Raw genomic sequence first — 23258 nt, 5'->3', positions numbered from 1 at the left:
CGAGCAAAAAGCTACCCGAGCGTTTCGGGGTCGATTCGGTCGATTCCAACCCGGAGAGCGACGGCCGAAACGGCCGCGAGGACAGCATATCCCCCCGACGTGGGCGTATGTCACGAGCGTCGGGCTGTCGATGGCGAGCAGGGCGACGGTCGTCCCCGGGTGTTCTGGAAGCGCCGTCGCCGCAGCGAAGGCCGCGAGCGCGCCGAAGGAGTAGGTCAACTGGGCGCGCTGCCGGACGGGAATCGTGACCGCCAAGCCGGCAGCGAAGACTGCGGCGAGGACTGCTGCTGCCGTGGTGAGAACCACGAGCGCGACGACGTTCGAGATGGCGATGCCGTTGGCACCCAAGAGGACGACCCAGAGCAGCAGTTGTAACGGCGCGAGGACAGCCATGATTCCGGCTTTCCCCTCGACGATTTCGACGAGCGAGGCCGGCGTGACCCGAAGCAGTTCGAGCGTCCCGCGTTCGACCTCCTCGGTCACCGAGTCGACGACGACGGCGCCGCTGATGAACACCGGCAGGAAGACGAGCAACGGAACGAGGATGGTGTAGGTAAAGCCGAAGTACGGGCTGGCGTCGACCGACGGCGGCAGCGGTATTGGGTCGAAGTCGAGAGACCCCACGCGGTCCCGTCGTTCGCTACGTTCGAGTTGCTCCAGCGCCGCCCGGAGGCGGACGACGACGAGCGTCTTCTGGAGACTCGACTGCGGTGCCTCCACCGACACGTCGATGCGGCCGTCTCGATGTTCGGCGATGGCGATGGCCGCCGCATCACCCCTGTCGAAGCCGTCGCGGGCGTTGGAACGGTCCCGGTACTCGACGGGGTTCAGCCCCTCGACCTCGTTGCCCGCCGCAATCAGTTCGTCGGCGGCCTCGCCCGTGACGGCGACCTGTATCTCCTCACCGCCCCCGCCGGGGTCGTACAGCGACGTGAGCCCGACGACGAGGAACGACGAAAAGCCCGCGATAATCAGTTGGATGAGAATCGCGAGGACGATGGTCTTCTCGCGGGACAGCGAGCCGAGTTCCCGTCTGGCGATGGTCGTTCTAGACAAGGCGGCTCACCACCGCGAGGTTGTAGACGAGATGAACCGCTATCGCGGCGAAGAGGCCGACCACGAAGCCAGTTCGGTCACGGCTCGCGCCGAATGCCGACAGTATCGAGGTGAGGACGTGCAGCGCCAGCGGCGCGACGGCGAGCAGTGCGATAATCGCGGGGTTTTGGGTTCCGAGGCCGGTCTGGAAGGCCGCGTCGGCCACCTCCGTCCCCGGGAGCCCGACGAGTTGGACGGCGAGCGAGACCTTCTCGGCGAGGAAGAAGCCGACGCCGGCGGCCGCGCCGACGACGACGGCGACGGCCATCGAGCGGTCGTAGCGACCGTGGACGTAGCCGGCGTAGATGGGCAACCCCTTCGCCAACTCCTCGATGACGGCGATTGTGGCGAAGACCAGCGGCACGGAGACGGCGACCGGGAGGGCAAACAGCAGCGCGACGGCGAGCAACTCGGCGACGAAGACGAACGGGACGAGCAACGCGACGACCAAGAGGAGACTCCGGGGTCGCCGGATGCGGCCAGCAAGCGCGTCGAGTGCCTTCAGGTGGACCGGCCGCTGGGTGAAGAGGTCCTCCTCGCGGTAGACGCCCAACCCCAGCAGAAAACAGACCCCGGCGACGAGCGTGACGGGGCCGGTCGCGAAGGCGAACTCACCTGCGGTGACGCCCGCCCCGGTGAGGTCCCGAACGGCGACGGTGAGCGGCGAGACGAACGCGACGGGACTGGTTTGAGTGAAGATGGCCGGGACGAACGCATACGAGGTCAACACCGTACTCGCGGTGACGGTGACGAAGGTGAGTTCCTTGAACGAGCGGGCGAACATCGACCCGAGGAACGTCGTCGCGAGGAACAGCAGTGCCAGCGGCAGGACTGCCAACACCGACAGCGGCCCGGCCTCCCCGCCCAGCGCCCACAGACCGGCGACGACGGCAGTAGTGATAGCCAGCGACGCAGCGAGATACGGAAGCGTCTTCCCGAAGACGATTTCGGCGGGGCTGACGGGCGCGACGAGAAGCAGTTCCCCACGGCGGTTCAGTCGCTCCGAGAGCATCGAACTGCCGTAGGCCTGGATGACGAAGTTCAGCGGCAACACGAAGAGGAAGGCCAACACGAGCGACTGGAAGGGAAACGGTGGCGAGATGTCCGAGGGAGACCCCGTCGATTCGGTCGTGCCGAACAAATCGAAGGCACCCAGCGACGGTGCGCCGATGGACCCGTCGTCGGTCGTCTCCCCGTCGGGGTCGCCAGCATCTCCACTGCCGGTGTCACCGCCGCCGGTGCCGCCGGTTCCAGTACCACCGGAGTCGCCCCCATCGTCGGAGCCACCGCCGCCCCCGTCACCCCCCCGCATCGAAGCCCCGTTCGACGTACCGAATCGTCACCGTCACCGGGAAGGCGGCCGTTTCGTTGTCCTCCTCGTACATCCGCCGGTCGTTGTAGCGGTCGACGGACTCCCGTAGCGCAGCGACGGCCGCACGGCTCTTGTCAGTCGGCGCTCCCCCCTTCGGCCGCCAGATACAGCGTCGTCTCGTCGCCCCGCACCTCGATGTAGAGGTCGTATCGGCCGCCTGCCGGCAGCGTGCCGCTCTCGATGGCTGTGGGGTCCGGTTCGACGACGGTAAAGGAAGAATCCGCCGCGATGGGGTCGTGAAGCCGACTATCCTCGGAGACGCCGACGCGGTAGATGCCGTCTTCGAGGGCGACGCCGCCGCCAGCGACGGCGACGCCGACAGCGAGAACGAAGGCAGTAGCGGCGACGGCAACTGCGACTGCTCCGCGGTCGAGACCGCCGACACCCTTGGTCGTCTCCCAGCGCGCGATGCGGAGGAGTTTGCGCGGCCGCATCAGGCCTCCGTCTCCCGGGCGTCGTCGGCCTCGGCGAGGTCGAGAAACAGCCGTTCGAGGCTCGGTTCGACGGTTCGGATGTCGTCTATTTCGCCACCGCGGGCACTCGCAGTCTCCCGGAGTTCCTCGACCGATTCCATGTCCTCGACGACGCTGCGATAGCGGCCGTTCTGGGCGACTGCGTCGGGAACGTCGACGGTCGTGAACACGTGGTACTCGGTGTCGCCGTATCGGTCCCGTAGGTCCTCGAGTGGGCCCTTCGCGACGATGCGGCCCTCGTTCATGATGGCGACGCGGTCACAGACCTCCTCGACGTGATAGAGGTTGTGCGCCGAGAAGACGACGGTCCGGCCCTCCTCGGCCAACTCGCGGGTGAACTCGATGATGTAGTTGGTCGTCAGCGGGTCCAGTCCCGAGGCCGGTTCGTCGTAGACGAGTACGTCTGGGTCGTTGACGAGAGACCGGGCGATGGCGACTTTCCGCTTCATACCCTTCGACATGTCGCCGAGGGCGCGGTCGCGGTGGTCGAGTTCGAGGCGGTCGAGGGCGTCGTGAATCCGGTCGTCGGCGGTCGACCGGGGAACGTCGTAGAGGTCGGCGAAAAAGCGGAGATACGACAGCGGCGTCATCTCCTCGTACAGCGGTGACTCCTCGGGGAGGAAGCCGAGGTTCCGCCGGGTCTCGCGAGCGCCCGCGGGAGCGCCATCGATTTCGACGTGGCCGCTCGTCGGTTCCAGCAGTCCGGCCAGCGTCTTCAGCGTGGTCGTCTTGCCGGCGCCGTTCGGCCCGATGACGCCGAACACCTCCCCCGAACCCACGGCGAAGGAACTGCCCTCGACGGCGACGAACCCGCCGTACTCCTTCCGGAGGTCGCGTACGTCTATCACGGCCGAGGGGTAGAGCGGCGGTTACAAAAATCCGGCCCGCGAATCGGTAGGTATGGACCTCGAACGGACGCCGGACGGACGTCGGTGGGTCGTCGGTCGAGACATCGACGCCGACCCCGAGGCCGTCTGGGCAGTGTTGTGCGACACCGCGCGGTGGCCCGAGTGGGGCGTCTCTATCACCGACGTCGAGGCCTCCGAGCGGCATATCCGGATGGGAACGACGGGACGCGTTCGAATCCGAGGCGTCGGGGCGTGGATTCCCTTCGAGGTGACGACGGTCGACGACGAGCGTCGACGGTGGACGTGGGACGTAGCACGGATACCCGCGACGGGCCACCGCGTCGACGAACGGGCCGGCGGCTGTCGAGTTGTTTTCGAGATACCGCTTGCGGCCGTCGGCTACGCGCCGGTGTGTCGGGCGGCGTGTCGGTCCATCGCGGCGCTCACCGAACAGTGAGAACGGCTTACGTGGTCCGGGTCAGCCGTCGTTACTGGACGCGCTTTTCGAGGCTGAAATCGCCGACCGAGTGGAGGTCCTCGCCGAGTCCGTTCCCGTCGCAGTCCTCGTTGGGACAGGCGTAGTGCCACCCGTCGCGGGTGGCGCGGCGCTCGGAGAACTGCTCGCCGCAGGCCTCACAGATGAGCGCCTCCGAGGAGCAGACGTCTCGGTGGAGTTCGTACTGAAGTTTACTTGTGAACGTCCGTTTGCAGTTACGGCACGTGTGGGTCATATTCGAACGTCTGACGTGGAGGGTAATAGAAGTGCCCCTTCGTTCGTTGACGGTCGAGAGGGCCGTAAAGCGGCGTTAGAGCTGCTTCGAGAAGCCAGTGGACGAACGTCCACTCCGAATCGAGACCACCGTCTGTGCCGACGGTCAGTCGGGGCGTTCGAGACCGAATCGGTCGCGCGTGTAGGTGTACTGGCTCCCGGCGAGTCGGCCGAGGGCGTCGAACTTCTCGACATCGAGTTTGCCGTCGGTGAGCAGTTCGTCGTCGACGTGGGCGTAGACGACTTCGCCCAGCACCATCGTCGACGTGCCGACCTCGACAGTGTCGTAGAGGACACACTCGAAGCTAATCGGAGAGGCCCCGACGCGGGGTGCGTCGACGACTACTGACGGCGCGCGCTCGACGCCCGCGTGGTCGAACTCGCTTGCATCGGATGGGAGCGTCGCTGAGGAGGCGTTCATCGATTCCGCGAGGTCGGGCGTGACGACGTTGACGACGAACTCCTCGGTTTCGACGGCGTTTCGCGGCGTGTCCTTCATCGACGCCGGCGCGAACATCACCACCGGCGGGTCGATACCGACGACGTTGAAGAAACTGTAGGGCGCGAGGTTGTCGGTCTCACCGTCGGTCGAGGACACCCACGCGATGGGGCGGGGAACCACGGCGGTCGAGAGGGTGCGATACATCGAATCGACGGAATCCGGGTCGAGTTCCATGGAGTAAGGTAGGTGTACCGTGGTGTCGAGTACCTAAAAGGGGCGCACTTAGAGGCCGACGTTGACCGCGTAGGGCCACGGCGCACTCGCGAGTGCGAGGAACACCAAGGCGCCCGCGGCACCGTAGAGGTTCTTCAGGAAACCGGTCATCTCGTTTTGGACGTCCTCACCCTCCACGTTCCAGAAGTCGTGCATCGTCACCGCGGAGACGACGAGGAACACGGCGATGGCACCCGCTCCGATGGTGGGGAGAATCCCGGCGGCAATCGAGATGCCGCCGAAGACGAGCAGGCCACCGCTGAGGAGGACCGAGACCTTCGGCGCGGGCAACCCTTTGAACTCGGCGTAACCGGTCATCCCCTCGGTGTCCATGAAGTGGTTCAGTCCCATGAAGGCGAGGACGCCACCGAAGAGCACTCGAGCGACGAGGAACGCGACGTCGGCACCGGCGCTTTCCAGCATCAGTTCGCCTCCGTAACTGCGGGCGTTCGTGGGTCGATGCGGTCGGGCCGCGAGGTTAGTAACATTACACAACCAAGTACGAATTCGAACCTTTATATCACTTCGCGAACACTGGTGTCACCGGGTAACATCGATGTTAGGTGCCACGAAACTTATGTAGACAGGAAAACACTTACTGGCAATGTCACGGGAGCGAAGCCGTCAATCCCGAGCGAAGCGACTGCTTGCGGCTGGAAGCGTCAGTCTGGTTGGTCTGTTGCTCCTTGCCATCCCCGGCTACGACATATACAGCGACGCCTGGATGGAGGGGAAGTCGCTGTGGTCGACACTGCTCGAAAACTCCATCCTCGTCGCGCTCGGACTCGTCGTCGTCGCCACGGGTATCTGGCTCTACACCCAAGAGTGGACCGACGCACGCGTGGTGCGAACCGCGGGCTGGTGTGTCGGCGGAACCACCGTTTTCTCGATAGCGCTGGCGTGGATTCTCGGCATCCAGCAGTACGTTCAGGGCGAGTACAAGCCGCTCGTCATCGCCGGTGGTGCGGTCGTCATCGGGTCGATGGGGACCTTCGCGGCCGGTATCTACGACTCCGGCCAGCGGGAGAGTCGCGCCAAGCTCCAGATGGAGCGCGACCGGTTTTCGGCGCTGTTCAGGAACACGACCGACGCCATCGGGTCGGTCGCCTTCGCCGGAAACGACGTGACGCTGTTGGAGACCAACCGCGAGTTCGACCGCGTCGTCGACGATGTCGACCGCGTCGTCGAACGCATCGGGGAGGCCCACGACGATGTCCGAGGGTACCGTGCGGTCCACGAAACCGTCGCCCGCGGGGAATCCTTCAAGGTCAATCTCCAGTTGACCGTCGACGGCGAGGACTGCGAGTTCATCGTTCAGGTGGTCCCCTACGGCGACAGCGGTGCCGAGGCGTTCCTCGTGTTGACCGACGTAACCGACCAGTAGTGCTCGACACCCACGTCCCAGTTCGAGTGTCACCAACTACCACACTGCCGGCGTGAATATTTATTGGAGGGCCTCGTACGGAGCGATATGTCGAACGTTCCCCAAGCGCCAGTCGAGGCGGCCTGTCCGGTCGTCGAGTCGATGGAGCAGATCGGCTCGAAGTGGCGTCTGCTCGTCTTACACGACCTCCAGGACGGCGAAAAGCGGTTCAACGAACTGAAACGCTCGACGGAGGCCAACGCGCGGACGCTCTCGCGCGTGCTCGACGACCTTCAGGAGACCGGCTTCGTCGAACGTCGACTCGAGGAGGACGCCCCCGTGGCGACGTACTACTCGCTGACCGACAAGGGACAGTCGCTGTGTCCGGTGTTCGACGAAATCGAAGCGTGGGCCGACAACTGGCTCGAAGCCGAAGCGGAGTAAGAGCCCTCAGGCGTACTTTTCGGGGTATGCGTCTTCCAGGAGTTCCGGATTATCGAGCAGTTGCTCCCGAACCGGGGCGATGACCGCCGAAATCGCGGCGGCCGCAGCGGGTTTGAGGTCCGCGGGGTGGAGTTCGCCGGAGACGAAGTCTTCCTCGACCGCTTCGTAGTCGTCGTAGACGAGGTCGCCACCGTACTCCTCGGGCCGTTCGACGACGAACTGCTCGCCGCGCTCCTCGAAAACCGGGAACACGAGGAATCGGAGGTACTCGAGGACACCGTTGTCCTCGACCTCCCCCGCGGGGCAGTACGCGCCGTTGATTTTCTCTTCGACGGCGTCGTCGTCGTCGGTGAGGTTGACCTTCGAGGACGCCTCGGAAGCGGACATCTTCCCGCCGGAGAGCCCCGATAGAAGCGGTGCGAACACACACGCCGGCTTGTCGTAGCCGGAATCGGGCAACTGCTCGCGGGCGAGCATGTAGATGCCGCGCTGGTCGATGCCGCCGTAGGCGATGTCCGCATCGAGTGCGGCCACGTCGAGCGCCTGCATCAGGGTGTAAACGAGTCCCCCCAACTTCGGGTTCTCGGACTGTCGAACGACTTCACTGCCCGCGCGCTTGGCGCGCGAGAGCGTCGTCTCCGCGAGCATGCGATAGAGGTCGAGCGTGTAGGGCTCTTCGAGTTGGTACTCGGTGCCGCGGACGAAGGTGACCGAATCCGGGTCGGCGCCGGCCGCCTCTATCATTCCCACGATGGCCGCCTCGTAGTACGCCGAGCGAGCCTCGAGCAACTCGAATGGGCTCTTGGCGTCGTCGAGGTGGGCGTGGAGGTCTGCGACCAACACCGTCACGTCGAGGCCGGCATCGATGAAGTCGGCGAGTTTGCGCATCGTCGTGAAGTGGCCGATGTGCATCTCACCGGTCGGGGCGTAGCCGATGTAGGCGGTGGGGTTCTCGCGTTCCTCGAACAGCGCCTCGATTTCGTCGACCTCTACGACCTCTTCGGTGAATCGCGTGACCAGTTCGGTCCGCTCGGCCGTGTCCATGCGTTCGCTACCGTGAGACGGCCGATAAAACGTTCGGGTACGTCCAGTAGCGGTACCGACCCACACGGACTTCGGCACCCAACGCGAGTACGGATAGCCGGTTACATTACATCCAAACGTCTTCCCACCCAACTTCGAATATGTACACCGGGCGAACGGAGAAACCCTGCTGTCTCTGCGGCCGACCGGAAACCGCCCACCGAATCGACATTCCACCGCGTGCGGTCCAGTTGCTGAAGCACTCCGAGCCAATCGCGTGGCGAGACATCGAAGGCGAGGTGTCGCTACATTTCTGTGCCGACGACTGGCACACCGTCCGTGACCTCGTCCTCGAAACGGGGATGAGCCCACTCTCGCGGTGTAACGCCGCCCGGGCCTCCTTCGTCCTCCGTGAAGACTTCGAGGCGCTGTTGAACGCGACTCGAGAGGAACCCGACCAGCGACCGCTGGAAGCCGAGATGCTCAACGACGCTCGCGAAACACTGGAGCGCTTCGGGGACGGGGACGACCTCGTCGAGACACGCGATGTCGTCGAAGCCCGCATCGTCTCGTGGGCGCTCGAAGACCTCGGCTCGCCGAAACGTCCTGTTTCCTAGCCGACTATTGTCTGACGAAAAACATATTTTACCGCGTGAAGACAGGTGTGTTACTGAGGACCACACCGAGATGGGAGAACACGAAACGGCGACGATACTCATCGTAGACGACGACCCGGGGCTCGCGGATGGGTACGCGGCCCGGCTGCAGAAACACGACGTTCGGACGGCCTACGATGGCCGAGAGGCACTCGACGCCCTCGATGACGCGGTCGATATCGTGTTCCTCGACCGACGGATGCCGGGGCTTTCGGGCGATGAAGTGCTCGAAACCGCACGCCAGCGCGGCTTCGATTGCCGCATCGTGATGCTCACCGGCGGTGAACCGTCCGCCGACATCGTCTCGATGGGCTTCGACGAGTACCTCAGAAAGCCCGTGGACAGAGCGGAACTCCGGGAGACGGTCCAGCGGATGCTCAGACGCGCCACCTACGACGAGAAGCTTCAGGAGTACTTCTCGCTGTCCGCCAAGCGAGCGACGCTGGAAACCGAATCAGCTGACGCCGTCGAAGGGACCCCGAAGTACGAGGAACTGTGTCGCCGACTGGAGACCGTCGAGCGGGAACTTGACGAGGCCCTCGAAGACCTTCCGGACGACGACGGCTACGTGGTCGCTACCGACGACCGGGTCCGCGCCGACAGCGCGACTGACTGAGGCCCATCACGGTCGAAACTCGAACCGTCCGCCATCGTCGCCGTCCTCGAGGTTTCACCCGTGTCGCCGCCGATGCGAACCTGTTGTGAACCGATAGACACACCTCTCCAGGATAACGGAACAATGATGGACGATATAGGTACTGTCGTGGGCGAGCGCTGTATTTTGGAAGGGTACATCCGCTCGATTCCGATGCGAAACTTTTTGAATAAAACCAATATTAATCCGACCCAGTTCGAATGAAACGATTGGTGTTGCTCCTTGCCGTTTCGCTCGCTTTCTGTGGGATTGTGGGTACCGCTGCCGCCGCCGCTGCCGATGGACCGATGGCCGACGGTGGCCTCGACCAGACGGTGACCGTCGATACGACGGTCCAACTCGACGCGACCGGTTCGACGTACCCCACCGGAGATATCGAAGCCTACCGATGGGAAATCGACACCCCCAGTGGCCGTCAGATTACGCCCGACTGTGCGGACTGCAGTCGGACGTCGTTCGTCCCGACGACACCCGGCCGATACGAGGTGAACCTCACGGTTATCGGCGATGATGGCGCTCGGAGCGCCGACACGCTGTACGTCTACGTCAACGACGCCGGACCGTCAGTCTCGGTTACCGGCGCGACGACACCGGAAGCCACGAATCCGACCGAGTACGTCGCTACCGCGGAGAGCCCCGATGCCGAACTCGAGGAAATCGCGTGGGCGGTCGACGACGAAATCGTCGCGACACGGTCCCTCGACGGAACGGCCGCTACCGATGACCTCCGAATCGCGTTTCCGGGAGCGGGACCGTACCGCGTACAGGTCGTCGTAGTGGATACGAACGGCCGAACGGCGTACGACGACATCCTCGTCCGTCCCGGTCGAGAATCGACACCGGACACCGAATGGGACGACATCGACCCCGGCCCGTCGTCCCCGGACTGCAGCGACCCGGAGTACCTCGCCTCGAACTCCGATGCCTGCCTTTCGAGTGAACCAACTTCGGGCGGCCCACCGACGCCGACACCGGCCGCACCGACGACCGATTCCGAGACGCCCGAACCCACGCCACAACCTCCGAAAGACGAGGAGATATTCTACGACACCGATGGATACGCCTCGACACTCCGTGTCGGGTCGCGAATCGCCGATTCGTCGTATCTCGGGAGTACGGCGGACGCCGTCGGCCTCGACGGAGGAGAAAACGCTCCGTGGAAACAGGACCTGGGCGAGCAAATCTACGAGGACACTGTCGGCGCCGCTTCGACGTTCGTCTTCGGACAAGAGCAGAAAACCGTGACCTGCGAGACGACTGGCGGGGAGTGGAACGCCTGCGACGAGAAGATACGGCAACTCGAACACGAAGGCGGCACGACGAACACGTACTCTCCGTCGGAAGGGGGGGCATATCATCAGTACGGGTTGGAGAATGCGGAACGTGTCTATGGCTCAGACCCCACTGAACTTAAGAATGGCCAAGAAGCCGATGTGACAGTTGTTATTCAAGGAGAGAAAGACAATATTATCGAACGGAGCTTGGATAAAGCAGAAGAGGTCAGCGATATTGCTAGCGGTGACACCAATCAAGACGAACCTGATAGAGTGACGACTACACCGGTTGCGGTCAACGATGGTCCGCCTGATGAGGAATCGTCCGAATCGACAACTCTCGCGTCGGACCTGCACTCACGGTTGCCCGAGACTGACCTCAGTGGGGACGAAGACGATACAGAGGATGAAACTGACAACGGACCCGGACCAACGCTGCCCGACGATGTGGGTGGCCTGAACGGTATCGGAGGTGGGTTGGTAGAATGAGCCGACAGGACTCCGAACGTCATGAGTGGACGCGCCGTGGGGTCGTTTCTGCGATAGCAGCGGTCAGTTGCGGACTTGCTGGATGCGGCAATGGTCAACCTCCAGAATCCGACAAAAACGAGAGTTCGGCACAGCCGTTCGAAGGAGAACAACGCTCCGAGCAGGTGTTGGCCGTCGAATCTCGGTTGGAGCGAGTGTACGAACGTCTCAGAACCCTTCCGATTGCCGACGATGGCGACTTCGTCTTCGATGTCACTGCCTTCGAAGATGAATTCGACCATCGAGCGATTTCTGACAGAACCGACGAGATAGTGGCAGAAATCGCGGAACTGGACGAAGGCGAGGAGATTTCAAGCAATCGGGAAGAAACGCTATCTACGCTGGCACGGTTGGCCGACGACCGCGCTTCACAGCGATACCTACTCCACCAGGCCATCGCAGCCACGTTCGCCTACGACGAACGGATTCGTGACACGAGATACGACGCAGCGAGAGAGCCAGTGATTTTCGCCAGCGATAGGCTCGAAGAGTTATCCACGGTCGGACAACGAATCGAGAGCCATCAACAGCGACTCAACGATACGAGCGTGAATATGGACGGCTACAGTCACGAGGCGGTGAAGAGAGAGCAAGCAATGTTGCTCGATGTTGCGGCGTGGCTCTCCCCGGTCAGCAGAGCACTACACGAGATGGCGCGTGGATACACCTTCCTCGCCGATGCGAACCAGTCACTGGAAAACGACGCCCCCTCTACGGCGTCGGAGCAGTATCGAACAGCCCACGCTCGATTCGAAACTGCAAACGAGGCCTTCGCAGAGGCGCGCGGTCGAGGACAGCGAGTCGGCTACATCGTCCCAATCGCCGAGCAATCTCGCTGTTCGTTGTCGGGACTGCTGGACGGGACGGATACGCTTGCCGAAGCAATCGAAGAAATCGAAGCCGGCAACGAACAGGAAGGGAAGGCGCTCGCCCAGGAAGCTATCGAACGGATGGAACAACAGCGAAACCGATGTGACTGAACCACAATCAATTTGAGTAAACGAATTATTTATCACCGTAAATTAGCTTTGAAAAATGGTGTGGAAGCGAGTCCTCAACGTCGTTTCGGCGGTTATTCTGCTCACCCTCGCCGGCGCGCTGGTCGTGACCTTGGCCGTCACCTTCGGTCCAGTTGACAGAGCGTCCCAACCGGATGTCGACGCCCCCGAAAACACCACCGGTGTACCGGAGGTCGAAGCGTCGGCACATCCCGACATCGACGGTGAGCGACTGGAGATGGAAATCTTTGAAGCGGTCAACGAGCGACGGTCGGAGTACGGTCGGGAACCGTTCGTCCATTCCGAGCGAGTCCGGTTAATCGCACGCCTCCACAGCAAGGACATGGCCGACCGAGATTTCTACGACCACCGGAATCCGGACGGACAGGGCTCCGAAGAGCGCCACGAGGAGTACGACGGATGCGACAGCACCAACGAGAACATCGCGTATCTAACTCCACGTCAGGTGAACGAAACGGACGACGTTGCAGCGAAGTTCGTCGAAATGTGGGCGAACTCACCGGGGCATAACACATCGATGCTAACACCATACGGTCGGGTTAGCGCCGTCGGCGTCTACGTCACGCAGAAGGGAGAAATCTATGCGACGCAGAACTTCTGTCGCGAGCATCCGAACGTCTAGGCGCCGATATACTCCTCGTTGAACACCCATTCGCCGTCCTCTTGGACCATGTACTCGCCGTAGTACGGCACCCGTTCGGCGACGGTGTCGCGGAACGCCTCACGGATTTCGGGTTTGGACATCTCGCCCATCGATTTGAGGTCGTCGTTTCGGTTGAGACAGCCCTTGAGGTAGCCCTCGTGGGTGACCCGAACGCGGTGGCAGTTGGCACAGAAGTCCGCATTGCCGACGGGGTCGACGATTTCGACCATCCCGCCGTCGACGAAGTAGCGGTTTCGGCCGTGCATCTCCCGGCGTTCGACGCGGTCGGCCTGCTCTTCGAGCCAGCCATGGACGCGTTCGATGTCGACGGCCCAGTCGGGGCGGCCCGCGAGTTCGGGCATGTACTCGATGAGTTGGAGTTGGAGGCCGTCGTTCTCGGCAACGTGGTCGACCATCTCGGGGACGTAACCGGCAGTCTGCTCGAAGACGACCATGTTGAGCTTGACGGGGGGCGAGGCCGGCATCGAGGGCCGCATCGACCCCTTCGAGAACGTCCTCGTAGGCGGTGCTCTTGGTCACCTCCGCGAAAGCCTCCGGGGAGAGGGCGTCTTGGGAGACGTTGACGCGTTCGAGTCCGGCGTCGGCGAGGGCGTCGGCGCGTTCGGGGAGGAACGTGCCGTTGGTCGTGAGCGACGTTTCCATCGAGTCCGGCGTCCGGCGGACGATTTCTTCGAGGTCCTCTCGAAGCATCGGTTCGCCGCCGGTGAACTTCACCGAGTCGACGTCGAACTCCGCGGCGACCTCGAGGAAGCGGACCACGTCGTCGGTGGACATCTCGTCGTCGGCGGGTTCCATCGGCCCCCGGGTGTCGCCGAGCCCCTCGTTGTGGCAGTAGACACAGTCGAAGTTACACCGGTCGGTGAGAGAGACGCGAACACCGGTGACTTCCCGTCCGAACCCGTCTTCGAGCATGCCCGAGAGTTCGGTCACACGTGCTTAAATTCGACGCTAGATTGAGTCGTTACGTAACCAATAGTGGTTTCTCAGATAGCGCCGAACACCCGACACAGCTCGAACCGTGGGATTCGGTGCACAACTCTTATCGGCGCTACGGGGCCTACCGAAGGTATGGACGAAGACGCTATCCTCGACCGCCTGTCGGCCGTCGAAGACCCCGAACTCGGAGACGATATCGTCTCGCTCGGATTGGTCAACGACGTGACCGTCGAGGGTGATACGGTTCGTATCGACCTCGCGCTCGGAGCACCCTACTCGTCGACGGAGACGGCAATCGCAGCCGAGGTTCGAGAAGTTCTCGCCGACACCGGGTTAGAAATCGACCTCTCGGCGAGCATCGACACCGGGCTGGGTGACGACGAGCAGGTGTTGCCGGGCGTCGAGAACATCATCGCCGTCGCCTCCGGAAAGGGCGGCGTCGGGAAGTCGACGGTCGCGGTCAACCTCGCTGCGGGGCTCTCGGAGATGGGTGCCCGCGTCGGCCTATTCGACGCCGACATCTACGGCCCCAACGTCCCGCGGATGGTCGAAACCGACGAGCGGCCCAAGGCGACCCACGAGGAGACCATCATCCCACCGGAGAAATACGGAATGAAACTGATGAGCATGGACTTCCTCGTCGGCGAGGACGACCCCGTCATCTGGCGGGGGCCGATGGTCCACAAGGTGTTGACGCAGTTGTGGGAAGACGTGGAGTGGGGTTCGTTGGATTACATGGTCGTCGACCTGCCGCCGGGGACCGGCGACACGCAGTTGACGCTGTTGCAGTCGGTGCCGGTGTCGGGGGCGGTCATCGTGACAACGCCACAGGAAGTCGCCCTCGACGACGCCCGGAAGGGACTTCGGATGTTCGGCAAACACGACACCCCTGTCCTCGGCATCGTCGAGAACATGTCGGGGTTCGTCTGTCCGGACTGCGGAAACGAACACGACATCTTCGGCAGCGGCGGCGGCCGGGAGTTCTCCGACGAGGTGGAGATGCCATTCCTCGGAGAGATACCGTTGGACCCCGCAGTCCGAAAGGGCGGCGACTCCGGTGCACCAATCGTCCTCGACGAGGACAGCGAGACGGGGGAGGCGTTCCGTTCGTTCGCCGACGAGACGGCGAAGATGCAGGGCATCGTCCGCCGCCGACAGGCGAGTAGTCAGCGGTAACCATGCCGAGTGACTCCGATAGCGAGTGCGAGGGTGAGACCGACCGTGCCGCCTTCCTACGGGACATCGCCGAAGACGTTCGCGGCGACTCTTCGGAGAGCGAACAGCTTGCTGCCATCCTGTATCGCGTGTCGGACCTCTACGACCCCGACGAGGAGACGACGGTGCCGGAAATCTATCGGAACGTCCAGAACATCCTCGAAATCAAGGAACGGGGCGGGTTACCGGAACGAGACGGCTGACGGAGCGGGGTCTATCCGTATTTCTCAGCCTACGCGAGTCGCTCGCACGCGACCCAACTATCGTTGTGCTTAAGTACGGTGGTCGGGTAGCGAAGAACGCAATCGATGTAGGGGTGTCGGCCCCGAGTCCGAGAGGGCGAAGATACACGCACGCGAGTCGTGGTAGCCAAGCATGGCCCAAGGCGCAGGGTTGCTAACTCTGTGGCGTACAGCCTCCGGGGTTCAAATCCCCGCCACGACGCTAACACAACCCACATATGAGTGCAGAAGAACCCCCGGCGGACGAGGAAGACGAGGACATCCAGTACTTCGTCCGCATCGGACAGACAGACCTCGACGGGACGAAGAGCGTCGAGCGAGCGTTGACCGACATGAACGGTATCGGTCGACGCGTCGCTCGCATTATCGCCGAGAAAGCCGACGTGGACCGAACCGCGGTGCTCGGGAAACTCGACGAAGACACCATCGACACCGTCGTCGAACACGTCGAGGGGTACGCCGACGAAGTGCCCGCCTGGCTGACGAACCACCAGGACGACTTCTTCACCGGCGAGACCACCCACGAAATCGGCAACGAGCTCAACATGAGTCGGCGACAGGACATCAACCGGATGAAGATGATAGACTCCTACAAGGGCGTTCGCCACAACCGCGGTCAGAAGGTCCGCGGACAGCGAACGAAGTCCACTGGCCGGACGGAGGGCACCATCGGTGTCAACGTCGAGGCCATCAAGGAGGACATGGCCGAGGAAGAAGCAGGTGAGGACGAATAATGGCACTCGGTAACAACACCAAGTTCTACGAGACGCCGAACCACCCCTTCCAGGGCGAGCGAATCGCCGACGAGGGTGACCTCGTCTCCCGGTACGGTCTCGCGACGAAAGAAGAGCTGTGGCGTGCCCAATCGGAGCTTCGCGACTACCGACGGGAGGCCCGCCGACTGCTCGGCGAGGCACAGGGTGACGCCGAGGTTGCGACTGAAGCCGGCAGCGAGTTCCTCGCTCGGCTGAAGCGCATCGGTGTCCTCGACGACGAGGAGAGCCTCGACGACATCCTGTCGCTCGACGTGACCGACATCCTCGAGCGTCGCCTCCAGACGGTCGCCTACCGCAAGGGCGTGGGCAACACCGCAAAGCAGGCCCGACAGTTCATCGTCCACGGACACGTCACCATCGAGGGCGCCCGCGTGTCGGCGCCGTCGTACAAGGTCGACGTGGCCAAAGAGGACAGCATCGAGTTCGACGAGACGAGTCCGCTCGCGGACGACCTTCACCCCGAACGCGCGGAGGGACAGTAAATGGCAGACGACAACACCTGGGGCGTCGCACACGTCTACGCCTCGTTCAACAACACGATAATCACGGTAACGGACCTGACCGGCGCCGAGACGATTACGAAGTCCTCCGGCGGGACGGTCGTGAAACAGAACCGCGACGAAGCGTCGCCGTACGCCGCCATGCAGATGGCGGAAGTCGTCGCCGAGGAAGTGCAGGCCGCCGGCATCGACGGCGTGCACGTTCGCGTTCGCGGTCCGGGCGGCAACCAACAGAAGAACCCCGGCCCCGGCGCACAGGCGACGATTCGTGCGCTTGCCCGTGCCGGACTCGAAATCGGTCGTATCGAGGACGTAACCCCCATCCCGCACGACGGCACTCGCGGGCCGAAGAACGCAGGGTTCTGAGATGAGCGAGGAGTACGAGGTAACGTTCATCGACCGCGACGACCGGAGCGCGAGGTTCCTCGTTCGCGGCGTCACGCCCGCGTTCGCCAACGGCATCCGCCGTGCGATGCTCGCCGACGTGGAGACGCTGTCGATAGACACGCTTCGCGTCATCGAGAACTCGTCGGTGATGTTCGACGAGCAAATCGCCCTTCGACTCGGCCTCGTCCCGCTGACGACGCCGGACGACTACGAACCGGGCGATACGGTCACGCTCGCTATCGACGTGGAAGGCCCGGCGACCGCGTACTCGGGCGACCTCGTCTCCAGCGACGAACAGGTCCAGCCGGCAGAGGAGAACGTCCCCATCATCGAACTCAAGGAGGGCCAGCGGCTCGAACTCGAAGCCGACGCGGTCCTCGGGCGCGGCAAGGACCACGCCAAACACCAGGGTGGCGTCGCCGTCGGCTATCGACACCTCCAGCGTGTCGAAGTCGTCGGCGAGAAAGGCGAGTTCGAAGACGACGAACCGGAAATCATCCGGGGCGTCATCGAGGAAGACGGCGAACTCGTCCCCACCGAAGAGTTCGACAACGACCTCAGCCAGCGGTACCCCGGCAAGGAAGTCGAAATCGAGGAGGTTCCGAACGCGTTCGTCTTCAGCGTCGAAAGCGACGGGTCGTTGCCCGTCGACGAACTCGTCCTCGCGGCCGTCGAGAGCATCGAGGCCCGCGCGGAAGAACTCGAAGAAGCGGTCCAACTGTAAGCAAATGACACCCCACACCCCTACCACGACGCTCGCCACGACGGAGAGCGTCGCAACCCGACCGACGAGCGGCGGTGCGGCCGCGCGTTCCTCGGTCGGAACCGGCATCCGCCGGACCGAAAGGGGCTTTAGTGGGGGCGAAGAACACGAAAACGCGCGCAGGGATAGCCAAGTCAGGCCAACGGCGCAGCGTTCAGGGCGCTGTCCTGTAGAGGTCCGCAGGTTCAAATCCTGCTCCCTGCATTCGTTTCTCAGGAGAGATAACCGATGAGTAGCAAAACGAACCCGAGGCTTTCCAGTCTCATCGCTGACCTGAAGTCGACCGCCCGCAACGGCGGTGGCGAGGTCTGGAACGATGTGGCCGAGCGCCTCGAGAAACCCCGGCGCACGCACGCGGAGGTCAACTTGGGACGCATCGAGCGATACGCCCAGGAAGACGAGACCGTCATCGTGCCCGGCAAGGTGCTCGGGTCCGGTGCCCTCCGCAAGGAGGTCACCGTCGCAGCTGTCGACTTCTCGTCGACGGCCCAGACGAAAATCGACACGGTCGGCGAAGCGATCGAACTCGAACAGGCACTCGAAGACAACCCCGACGGCTCCAACGTGCGGGTGATTCGATGAGTTACGCTGAATTCGACGCCGACGTCGTCGTCGACGCCCGTGACTGTATCATGGGTCGTGTCGCCTCGAAGGTCGCCCAGCGCGCCCTCGACGGCGAGACGGTCGCCGTGGTCAACGCCGAACGCGCGGTCATCACCGGCAGCGAAGACGACGTGATGAGCGTCTACCGCCAGCGTGCGGAGGTCGGCTCCGACCGCGGGCCGAACTACCCGAAGCGACCCGACCGCATCTTCAAACGCGCCATCCGCGGGATGGTGCCGTACAAGGAGACCCGCGGCCGGGAAGCGTTCGAGAACGTCCGCGTCTACCTGGGCAACCCCTACGAGGACGCGGAGGTCCTCGACGACACGTCGCTGGACCGACTGTCGAACATCAAGTTCATCTCGCTCGGCGAAGTCAGCGAGAACTTGGGTGCTAACGTCACATGGTAACTAACACGTCCGGTAAGAAGAAGACAGCTGTCGCCCGTGCGACGGTTCGCGAAGGCTCCGGCCGGGTTCGGATCGACTCCAAACCCGTCGAGCTGGTCGAACCCGAGCAGGCGCGACTGAAGATGCTCGAGCCGTTCCGCATCGCCGAAGAGGACCTCCGAGACAGCGTCGACATCGACGTGGTCGTCTCCGGCGGTGGGTTCTCCGGGCAGGCCGACGCGGTCCGTACGGCCATCGCCCGCGGCCTCGTCGAGCACACCAACGACGCCGAACTGCGCGATGCGTTCATGTCGTTCGACCGGTCGCTGCTCGTCAACGACGTGCGGCAGTCCGAACCGAAGAAGTGGGGCGGTCCCGGCGCTCGGGCCCGTTACCAGAAGTCCTACCGCTGAGGTGATTCACAAATGATGGTACCGGTCCGGTGTTTCACGTGCGGTAAAGTCGTCGGCGAGCACTGGGAAGAGTTCAAAGCTCGCGCCCGAGAGGGCGACGAAGACCCTGCCGAGGTGCTCGACGAGCTCGGCGTCGACCGCGCGTGCTGTCGACGCATGCTCGTCTCACACAAGGACCTCGTCGACATCGTATCCCCCTACCAATGAGAGGCGCAAACCGCTACGAGAAGGCGCGTATCCTCGGGGCACGAGCCCTGCAGGTGTCTTACGGGGCGCCGGTGCTCATCGACACCGAACAGACGGAACCGATTCTCGTGGCCGCAGAGGAGTACGACGCCGGCGTGTTGCCGTTCACCGTCCGGCGGGGTGACGAGTAGATGACACTCATCACGGAGGTTCGGCTGCGCCGGATTCTCGACAGTCGAGGCAATCCGACCGTCGAGGCCGAGGTCCGCACCGAAAGCGGCGGCTTCGGCCGCGGTGCGGCTCCCTCCGGTGCGTCAACCGGCGAGTACGAGGCCGTCGAGCGACCGGCCGAGGAGGCCATCGCGGCGGCCCGCGACCTCGCCGTTCCGCGGCTCGAAGGACAGGTGTACGCCGGTGACCAACGCGGCGTCGACCGGACGCTCCGCGGCGCCGACGGCACCGACGACTTCTCGGAAATCGGCGCCAACAGCGCCGTCGCCATCTCGATGGCGGCGGGCAAGGCTGCCGCCGACGTCCTCGGTGCGCCGCTGTATCAGCATCTGGGTGGTGCGTTCCGGGGTCGGGACTTCCCGACGCCGCTCGGCAACGTCATCGGCGGCGGCGAACACGCCGCCGACGCGACCCACATCCAGGAGTTCCTCGCCGCGCCGATCGGAGCGCCGTCGGTCGCCGACGCCGTCTTCGCCAACGCGGCGGTCCACGGCGAGGTCGGCGACATCCTGAGCGAGCGGGGCGTCCCAGCCGCAAAGGGTGACGAGGGCGCGTGGGCGCCCTCCATCGACGACAGCGAGGCGTTCGAAATCGTCGAGGAAGCCGTCGAGACGGTCGCAGACGATGTCGGCTTCGACATCAAGTTCGGACTCGACGTGGCCGGCGCGGAACTGTACGACGCCGACGAGGGCGTCTACCGCTACGGCGACGACACCCGAACGCCCGACGAGCAAATCGATTACATCGCCGAGTTGGTCGGCGAATACGACCTCGCCTACGTCGAGGACCCCCTCGACGAGGACGACTACGACGGCTTCGCCGAGTTGACCGACCGAGTTGGTTCGGAGACGCTCATCTGTGGTGACGACCTGTTCGTCACGAACACCGAGCGACTCGCGGAGGGCATCGAGCAGGGTGCGGCCAACAGCATCCTCGTCAAGCCCAACCAAATCGGCACGCTGTCGGACGCCTTCGACGCAATCGAGTTGGCCGTCGAGAACGGCTACGACCCCGTCGTCTCCCACCGCAGCGGCGAGACGGAGGATACGACCATCGCACACCTCGCCGTCGCGACCGATGCCCCGTTCATCAAGACGGGCGCGGTCGGTGGCGAGCGCACCGCAAAGCTGAACGAACTCATTCGAATCGAGGCAAACGCATGAGCGATAACGACGAGGGGCTCGACGCCTCCGAACTGGACGAGGAACTCGACGAGCTCGAAGACGAGCTCGAGGAGGAACTCGACACAGAGGTCGAGGAGGCCGACCCCACCGATGACGAACAGCCCGCCCCCGAGGCCGAGGAGGCCGACGAGGCAGAACCAGACGACGCGGAGGACGCCACCGAGGCGGCCGACGAGGACTCGGAGGCCGAGGAGGCCCCCGTCCTCGACGAGGACGTCATGCCCGACGACGAGGCGGACCTCCTCATCCCGGTCGAGGACTACCTCGCGGCAGGTGTCCACATCGGGACCCAACAGAAGACGAAGTCCATGGAGCGGTTCATCCACCGCGTCCGGACCGACGGTCTGTACGTGCTGGACGTTTCCCAGACCGACAGCCGAATCCGGACGGCGGCGTCGTTCCTCGCGAACTACAACCCCGAGCAGATTCTGGTGGCGTCCAGCCGTCAGTACGGTCGGTTCCCGGCCGAGAAGTTCGCCGACGCCGTGGGCGCTCGCGCCCGCACCGGCCGCTTCATCCCCGGCACGCTGACCAACCCCGACTACGAGGGCTACATCGAACCGGACGTCGTGGTCGTTACCGACCCCATCGGTGATTCCCAAGCGGTCAAGGAGGCCATCACGGTCGGTATCCCGGTCATCGCGATGTGTGACTCCAACAACACCACGTCGAACGTCGACCTGGTGGTGCCGACGAACAACAAGGGTCGTAAGGCCCTGTCGGTTATCTACTGGCTGCTCGCAAACGAGACCCTCGACCGCCGCGGCGCCGAACCCGCCTACGCGCTCGAGGACTTCGAAACCGAACTGTAACGGCTTTCGTTTTCGTGTTTCTCAGCCGCCCAGTGACAACTCCGCGAGTTCGTCGTACAGCAGGTTCTCGGGGACCGAATCGGCCCACTTGAGTGCCGCGACGCCGTCGCCGGGGGTCGTTTCGAGTTCCCCACCAACCGGCCGGCCGTCGAAACAGACGTAGGGGTTCGGGACTGGTTGGCGGTCGGTCCAGTCGTCCATGTAGAGGAGATGAACCTGTGCGAGGCCGGCGATGTCGGCGTCGATACCGGCGACTTCCTCGAGTGCCCGTCGGGCACACTCACGGTAGGACTCACCGGGCAGTCGTCCATCACCGGGGTCGACCCACCCCTCAGTTGCCTCGAAACGGGCGAGGAGGACACGACCGTCGTCATCGCGGACCCGGACGCCGGCCCCGCCGACGACGCCGAAGGACTCGAAGGACTCTACCAAGGCGTCGCGGTCGTCCGGGTGACAGTCCACGCGGCGACCCACGAGGTCGACCTCGCCGTGTTCGGCCGCGAGGTCCGCGACGAGCGCGTTGACGTGCCGGTGGAGTTCGGCGGACACACCGTCGAAACGGGACCGAGCGGTTTGTGCATTACTGATTTCGGGGCAGCCATGGGGACGGCAAAAGAACTATTCGTGCCGTCGTCGTCGGCATCGGCGTGAATGCTGGTCGCGTTCGTCGGTGGCTGGTTCGGCGACATCCTCGGTGAACTCGCCCTGTGGAGCGGCGTCCTCCTGGTGTTCGCGAGCGTTCTCGCACTGTACTCCGCCTGGAAGCGAAGGGAGATAGCCACACTCGTCGACGAGACGCCGCGTGTCGACATCGGCGACATCGAATCACCGGGACTCGTTCGCGTCCGTGGGACGGTCGCGCCGTCGGCAGAGGGGACGTTTATTTCGCCCATCGCCGGCGACCGGGAGTGTGTGCTGTCGGCGTGGGAAATCGAAGAGCAGTACGACACCCCCAAGACGAACAGTTGGGAATCCGCCGCGTGGGGCGTTCGCTCCGAGCGGTTCCACATTGAGGACGCGACGGGAACGCTGTCGGTGGCCATCAACGACCGGACGGTCGGAAACGAGACCGGCGACGTGTTCACCCCGGAGAAGTTGCTCGTCTCCGATGGCGTCGCAGTCGACGGATTGCAGTGTGCGTTCGGCACCTTCGAGACGGAAGTCGAAACCGACTACGAGGAGTCGCCACCGAAGCGAATACGAGACTTCCTCGCTGCTACCCCGGGCGTATCGGTCGACCCGATGGCGACGGACCTCGTCGTCGATGCGAGCAAGCGGCGCTACAGCGAGGCGACGCTCCAACCGGGCGATTCGGTTAGCCTTCTCGGCCATGTGAGTCGTCAGGACGATTCGGTGGCACCGCAAGGCGAATCCGAACGCTTCGTTATCACCCCCTCAGAGGAGTCGACGCTGTATCTGTCGACGGAGCCGTTCGACGACGTGCCCGATGGGAGTGGCGCTGTGCTGTTCGGCGTGCTCGTCGGCGCGGTCGGCATCGGCCTGTTGATTGTCGCCTTCCTGATGTAGCCGGGGGGTACGCGCGACCCGCAGCAGGGACCCGACCGGTTCGGATACGCTTTTTATCGGCCGGCCAGACACTCGGGTATGACCACTTCGAGTGCGCCCGGGAAGGTGTATCTCTTCGGCGAGCACGCCGTCGTCTACGGCGAGCCGGCCGTCCCGTGTGCCATCGAGCGCCGCGCGCGGGTGACCGTCGACCCCC

General features: G+C 63.8%; 29 protein-coding genes, 2 tRNA genes and 3 pseudogenes. 25 read left to right on the top strand and 9 right to left on the bottom strand.

Features of this window, described 5'->3' with window-relative positions; translation table 11 throughout:
- Positions 1-225: 225 nt before the first annotated feature.
- From GJ631_RS08080 to GJ631_RS08070, 3 genes and pseudogenes are all read right to left on the bottom strand, one after another.
- Positions 226-1056, bottom strand: a pseudogene (locus GJ631_RS08080) (ABC transporter permease); the annotation flags it as partial.
- Positions 1049-2901 (bottom strand): annotated as a pseudogene (locus GJ631_RS08075) (PrsW family glutamic-type intramembrane protease). The pseudogenes GJ631_RS08080 and GJ631_RS08075, both read right to left, overlap by 8 nt.
- Positions 2901-3788 carry an ATP-binding cassette domain-containing protein gene (locus GJ631_RS08070; RefSeq protein ID WP_370518595.1) on the bottom strand — a complete coding sequence of 296 codons (888 nt, stop codon included), beginning with the start codon at positions 3786-3788 and terminating at the stop codon, positions 2901-2903. The pseudogene GJ631_RS08075 and the gene GJ631_RS08070 overlap by 1 nt, the downstream one beginning before the upstream one ends.
- A 52-nt stretch (positions 3789-3840) precedes the next feature.
- Between GJ631_RS08070 and GJ631_RS08065 the strand changes: the two genes are divergently transcribed.
- Positions 3841-4245 (top strand): SRPBCC family protein, encoded by a 405-nt coding sequence (locus tag GJ631_RS08065; protein ID WP_156708663.1) that lies wholly within the window; start codon positions 3841-3843, stop codon positions 4243-4245.
- A gap of 31 nt (positions 4246-4276) precedes the next feature.
- Here the strand turns inward: GJ631_RS08065 and GJ631_RS08060 are convergent, their stop codons facing one another.
- The 3 genes from GJ631_RS08060 to GJ631_RS08050 form a co-directional block, all read right to left on the bottom strand.
- The gene (locus tag GJ631_RS08060; protein WP_156708662.1) at positions 4277-4519 is read right to left on the bottom strand and encodes a transcriptional regulator; all 243 of its coding nucleotides are present in this window, start codon (positions 4517-4519) and stop codon (positions 4277-4279) included.
- 144 nt (positions 4520-4663) lie between these two features.
- Positions 4664-5233 carry a flavin reductase family protein gene (locus GJ631_RS08055; protein WP_156708661.1) on the bottom strand — a complete coding sequence of 190 codons (570 nt, stop codon included), beginning with the start codon at positions 5231-5233 and terminating at the stop codon, positions 4664-4666.
- Between the two features lie 48 nt (positions 5234-5281).
- Positions 5282-5695 (bottom strand): DoxX family protein, encoded by a 414-nt coding sequence (locus GJ631_RS08050; RefSeq protein WP_156708660.1) that lies wholly within the window; start codon positions 5693-5695, stop codon positions 5282-5284.
- 181 nt (positions 5696-5876) lie between these two features.
- Here GJ631_RS08050 and GJ631_RS08045 point away from each other — a divergent pair, with 181 nt between their 5' ends.
- Complete coding sequence (locus GJ631_RS08045) at positions 5877-6656, top strand: hypothetical protein (RefSeq protein ID WP_156708659.1); 780 nt, start codon at positions 5877-5879, stop codon at positions 6654-6656.
- A gap of 87 nt (positions 6657-6743) precedes the next feature.
- Entirely contained in the window at positions 6744-7079 is a 336-nt protein-coding gene (locus GJ631_RS08040) for a helix-turn-helix domain-containing protein (protein ID WP_156708658.1), read from the top strand.
- A gap of 6 nt (positions 7080-7085) precedes the next feature.
- Here GJ631_RS08040 and GJ631_RS08035 read toward each other — a convergent pair whose 3' ends face one another.
- Positions 7086-8123 (bottom strand): tyrosine--tRNA ligase, encoded by a 1038-nt coding sequence (locus GJ631_RS08035; protein ID WP_156708657.1) that lies wholly within the window; start codon positions 8121-8123, stop codon positions 7086-7088.
- Positions 8124-8263: 140 nt separating this feature from the next.
- On the opposite strand from GJ631_RS08035, the gene GJ631_RS08030 reads away from it, so the two are divergent.
- The 5 genes from GJ631_RS08030 (at position 8264) to GJ631_RS08010 (ending at position 12856) form a co-directional block, all read left to right on the top strand.
- On the top strand, positions 8264-8719 hold the full coding sequence (locus tag GJ631_RS08030; protein WP_156708656.1) for a hypothetical protein: 456 nt from the start codon (positions 8264-8266) through the stop codon (positions 8717-8719).
- 70 nt (positions 8720-8789) lie between these two features.
- Positions 8790-9374, top strand: coding sequence for a response regulator transcription factor (locus tag GJ631_RS08025; RefSeq protein WP_156708655.1), 585 nt, complete (start codon positions 8790-8792; stop codon positions 9372-9374).
- Between the two features lie 251 nt (positions 9375-9625).
- A complete protein-coding gene (locus tag GJ631_RS08020; RefSeq protein ID WP_156708654.1) occupies positions 9626-11176 on the top strand; it encodes a PKD domain-containing protein in 1551 nt (516 codons plus the stop codon).
- Complete coding sequence (locus tag GJ631_RS08015) at positions 11173-12195, top strand: hypothetical protein (protein ID WP_156708653.1); 1023 nt, start codon at positions 11173-11175, stop codon at positions 12193-12195. The genes GJ631_RS08020 and GJ631_RS08015 overlap by 4 nt, the downstream gene beginning before the upstream one ends.
- A 55-nt stretch (positions 12196-12250) precedes the next feature.
- Positions 12251-12856 carry a CAP domain-containing protein gene (locus GJ631_RS08010; RefSeq protein WP_156708652.1) on the top strand — a complete coding sequence of 202 codons (606 nt, stop codon included), beginning with the start codon at positions 12251-12253 and terminating at the stop codon, positions 12854-12856.
- On the opposite strand, the pseudogene moaA reads toward GJ631_RS08010, so the two are convergent.
- Positions 12853-13810: pseudogene (moaA, locus tag GJ631_RS08005) on the bottom strand (GTP 3',8-cyclase MoaA). The gene GJ631_RS08010 and the pseudogene moaA overlap by 4 nt on opposite strands.
- Before the next feature lie 156 nt (positions 13811-13966).
- On the opposite strand from moaA, the gene GJ631_RS08000 reads away from it, so the two are divergent.
- The 15 genes from GJ631_RS08000 (at position 13967) to rpsB (ending at position 21535) form a co-directional block, all read left to right on the top strand.
- Positions 13967-15010, top strand: a complete 1044-nt coding sequence (locus tag GJ631_RS08000; protein WP_156708651.1) for an Mrp/NBP35 family ATP-binding protein — start codon at positions 13967-13969, stop codon at positions 15008-15010.
- Positions 15011-15012: 2 nt separating this feature from the next.
- Positions 15013-15252, top strand: a complete 240-nt coding sequence (locus GJ631_RS07995) for a hypothetical protein (RefSeq protein WP_156708650.1) — start codon at positions 15013-15015, stop codon at positions 15250-15252.
- A 156-nt stretch (positions 15253-15408) separates the two neighbouring features.
- Positions 15409-15493, top strand: a tRNA-Ser gene (locus tag GJ631_RS07990).
- A 16-nt stretch (positions 15494-15509) separates the two neighbouring features.
- The gene (locus GJ631_RS07985; RefSeq protein ID WP_156708649.1) at positions 15510-16025 is read left to right on the top strand and encodes a 30S ribosomal protein S13; all 516 of its coding nucleotides are present in this window, start codon (positions 15510-15512) and stop codon (positions 16023-16025) included.
- Positions 16025-16549: a 30S ribosomal protein S4 gene (locus GJ631_RS07980; RefSeq protein WP_156708648.1), complete on the top strand. Its 525-nt coding sequence runs from the start codon at positions 16025-16027 to the stop codon at positions 16547-16549. Before GJ631_RS07985 ends, GJ631_RS07980 begins: the two co-directional genes overlap by 1 nt.
- Positions 16550-16933, top strand: a complete 384-nt coding sequence (locus GJ631_RS07975; protein ID WP_156708647.1) for a 30S ribosomal protein S11 — start codon at positions 16550-16552, stop codon at positions 16931-16933.
- A 1-nt stretch (position 16934) separates the two neighbouring features.
- Positions 16935-17678 carry a DNA-directed RNA polymerase subunit D gene (locus tag GJ631_RS07970; RefSeq protein WP_156708646.1) on the top strand — a complete coding sequence of 248 codons (744 nt, stop codon included), beginning with the start codon at positions 16935-16937 and terminating at the stop codon, positions 17676-17678.
- Positions 17679-17836: 158 nt separating this feature from the next.
- Positions 17837-17921 (top strand) — tRNA-Leu (locus tag GJ631_RS07965).
- Between the two features lie 24 nt (positions 17922-17945).
- Positions 17946-18299 (top strand): 50S ribosomal protein L18e, encoded by a 354-nt coding sequence (locus GJ631_RS07960; protein WP_156708645.1) that lies wholly within the window; start codon positions 17946-17948, stop codon positions 18297-18299.
- A complete protein-coding gene (locus tag GJ631_RS07955; RefSeq protein ID WP_156708644.1) occupies positions 18296-18730 on the top strand; it encodes a 50S ribosomal protein L13 in 435 nt (144 codons plus the stop codon). The genes GJ631_RS07960 and GJ631_RS07955 overlap by 4 nt, the downstream gene beginning before the upstream one ends.
- The gene (locus tag GJ631_RS07950) at positions 18724-19122 is read left to right on the top strand and encodes a 30S ribosomal protein S9 (protein ID WP_156708643.1); all 399 of its coding nucleotides are present in this window, start codon (positions 18724-18726) and stop codon (positions 19120-19122) included. Before GJ631_RS07955 ends, GJ631_RS07950 begins: the two co-directional genes overlap by 7 nt.
- 12 nt (positions 19123-19134) lie before the next feature.
- Positions 19135-19329, top strand: a complete 195-nt coding sequence (locus GJ631_RS07945) for a DNA-directed RNA polymerase subunit N (RefSeq protein WP_156708642.1) — start codon at positions 19135-19137, stop codon at positions 19327-19329.
- Positions 19326-19499, top strand: coding sequence for a DNA-directed RNA polymerase subunit K (locus GJ631_RS07940; RefSeq protein WP_156708641.1), 174 nt, complete (start codon positions 19326-19328; stop codon positions 19497-19499). Before GJ631_RS07945 ends, GJ631_RS07940 begins: the two co-directional genes overlap by 4 nt.
- Entirely contained in the window at positions 19500-20702 is a 1203-nt protein-coding gene (gene eno / locus GJ631_RS07935; protein ID WP_156708640.1) for a phosphopyruvate hydratase, read from the top strand.
- Positions 20699-21535 (top strand): 30S ribosomal protein S2, encoded by an 837-nt coding sequence (gene rpsB / locus GJ631_RS07930; protein WP_156708639.1) that lies wholly within the window; start codon positions 20699-20701, stop codon positions 21533-21535. Before eno ends, rpsB begins: the two co-directional genes overlap by 4 nt.
- Before the next feature lie 21 nt (positions 21536-21556).
- On the opposite strand, the gene GJ631_RS07925 is transcribed toward rpsB, so the two are convergent.
- Positions 21557-22084, bottom strand: coding sequence for an NUDIX hydrolase (locus GJ631_RS07925; RefSeq protein ID WP_156708638.1), 528 nt, complete (start codon positions 22082-22084; stop codon positions 21557-21559).
- Positions 22085-22186: 102 nt separating this feature from the next.
- Between GJ631_RS07925 and GJ631_RS07920 the strand changes: the two genes are divergently transcribed.
- Both GJ631_RS07920 and GJ631_RS07915 read left to right on the top strand, forming a co-directional pair.
- The gene (locus GJ631_RS07920; RefSeq protein WP_156708637.1) at positions 22187-23062 is read left to right on the top strand and encodes a hypothetical protein; all 876 of its coding nucleotides are present in this window, start codon (positions 22187-22189) and stop codon (positions 23060-23062) included.
- Positions 23063-23140: 78 nt separating this feature from the next.
- On the top strand, positions 23141-23258 hold a 118-nt coding region (locus GJ631_RS07915; protein WP_305079935.1), incomplete at its 3' end, for a galactokinase family protein.

This window comes from Natronomonas sp. CBA1123 (genome assembly GCF_009741925.1).
Lineage (GTDB): Archaea > Halobacteriota > Halobacteria > Halobacteriales > Haloarculaceae > Natronomonas.
The sequence above is the reverse complement of the archived record's forward strand: the minus strand, read 5'-3'. Positions and strand labels throughout refer to the sequence as shown.

What these genes read in the sequence shown, in the direction of transcription:
- GJ631_RS07945 (WP_156708642.1), top strand. Translation starts at nt 19,135, where the DNA reads ATGATGGTACCGGTCCGGTGTTTCACGTGCGGTAAAGTCGTCGGCGAG.
- GJ631_RS08035 (WP_156708657.1), bottom strand. Translation starts at nt 8,123, where the DNA reads ATGGACACGGCCGAGCGGACCGAACTGGTCACGCGATTCACCGAAGAG.
- GJ631_RS07970 (WP_156708646.1), top strand. Translation starts at nt 16,935, where the DNA reads ATGAGCGAGGAGTACGAGGTAACGTTCATCGACCGCGACGACCGGAGC.
- GJ631_RS07955 (WP_156708644.1), top strand. Translation starts at nt 18,296, where the DNA reads ATGAGTTACGCTGAATTCGACGCCGACGTCGTCGTCGACGCCCGTGAC.
- GJ631_RS07960 (WP_156708645.1), top strand. Translation starts at nt 17,946, where the DNA reads ATGAGTAGCAAAACGAACCCGAGGCTTTCCAGTCTCATCGCTGACCTG.
- GJ631_RS07950 (WP_156708643.1), top strand. Translation starts at nt 18,724, where the DNA reads ATGGTAACTAACACGTCCGGTAAGAAGAAGACAGCTGTCGCCCGTGCG.
- GJ631_RS08045 (WP_156708659.1), top strand. Translation starts at nt 5,877, where the DNA reads ATGTCACGGGAGCGAAGCCGTCAATCCCGAGCGAAGCGACTGCTTGCG.
- GJ631_RS08000 (WP_156708651.1), top strand. Translation starts at nt 13,967, where the DNA reads ATGGACGAAGACGCTATCCTCGACCGCCTGTCGGCCGTCGAAGACCCC.
- GJ631_RS07980 (WP_156708648.1), top strand. Translation starts at nt 16,025, where the DNA reads ATGGCACTCGGTAACAACACCAAGTTCTACGAGACGCCGAACCACCCC.
- GJ631_RS08065 (WP_156708663.1), top strand. Translation starts at nt 3,841, where the DNA reads ATGGACCTCGAACGGACGCCGGACGGACGTCGGTGGGTCGTCGGTCGA.
- rpsB (WP_156708639.1), top strand. Translation starts at nt 20,699, where the DNA reads ATGAGCGATAACGACGAGGGGCTCGACGCCTCCGAACTGGACGAGGAA.
- GJ631_RS08055 (WP_156708661.1), bottom strand. Translation starts at nt 5,233, where the DNA reads ATGGAACTCGACCCGGATTCCGTCGATTCGATGTATCGCACCCTCTCG.
- GJ631_RS08015 (WP_156708653.1), top strand. Translation starts at nt 11,173, where the DNA reads ATGAGCCGACAGGACTCCGAACGTCATGAGTGGACGCGCCGTGGGGTC.
- GJ631_RS07995 (WP_156708650.1), top strand. Translation starts at nt 15,013, where the DNA reads ATGCCGAGTGACTCCGATAGCGAGTGCGAGGGTGAGACCGACCGTGCC.
- GJ631_RS08010 (WP_156708652.1), top strand. Translation starts at nt 12,251, where the DNA reads ATGGTGTGGAAGCGAGTCCTCAACGTCGTTTCGGCGGTTATTCTGCTC.
- GJ631_RS07940 (WP_156708641.1), top strand. Translation starts at nt 19,326, where the DNA reads ATGAGAGGCGCAAACCGCTACGAGAAGGCGCGTATCCTCGGGGCACGA.
- GJ631_RS07975 (WP_156708647.1), top strand. Translation starts at nt 16,550, where the DNA reads ATGGCAGACGACAACACCTGGGGCGTCGCACACGTCTACGCCTCGTTC.
- GJ631_RS08040 (WP_156708658.1), top strand. Translation starts at nt 6,744, where the DNA reads ATGTCGAACGTTCCCCAAGCGCCAGTCGAGGCGGCCTGTCCGGTCGTC.
- GJ631_RS08025 (WP_156708655.1), top strand. Translation starts at nt 8,790, where the DNA reads ATGGGAGAACACGAAACGGCGACGATACTCATCGTAGACGACGACCCG.
- GJ631_RS08050 (WP_156708660.1), bottom strand. Translation starts at nt 5,695, where the DNA reads ATGCTGGAAAGCGCCGGTGCCGACGTCGCGTTCCTCGTCGCTCGAGTG.
- GJ631_RS07920 (WP_156708637.1), top strand. Translation starts at nt 22,187, where the DNA reads ATGCTGGTCGCGTTCGTCGGTGGCTGGTTCGGCGACATCCTCGGTGAA.
- GJ631_RS08030 (WP_156708656.1), top strand. Translation starts at nt 8,264, where the DNA reads ATGTACACCGGGCGAACGGAGAAACCCTGCTGTCTCTGCGGCCGACCG.
- eno (WP_156708640.1), top strand. Translation starts at nt 19,500, where the DNA reads ATGACACTCATCACGGAGGTTCGGCTGCGCCGGATTCTCGACAGTCGA.
- GJ631_RS07985 (WP_156708649.1), top strand. Translation starts at nt 15,510, where the DNA reads ATGAGTGCAGAAGAACCCCCGGCGGACGAGGAAGACGAGGACATCCAG.
- GJ631_RS08060 (WP_156708662.1), bottom strand. Translation starts at nt 4,519, where the DNA reads ATGACCCACACGTGCCGTAACTGCAAACGGACGTTCACAAGTAAACTT.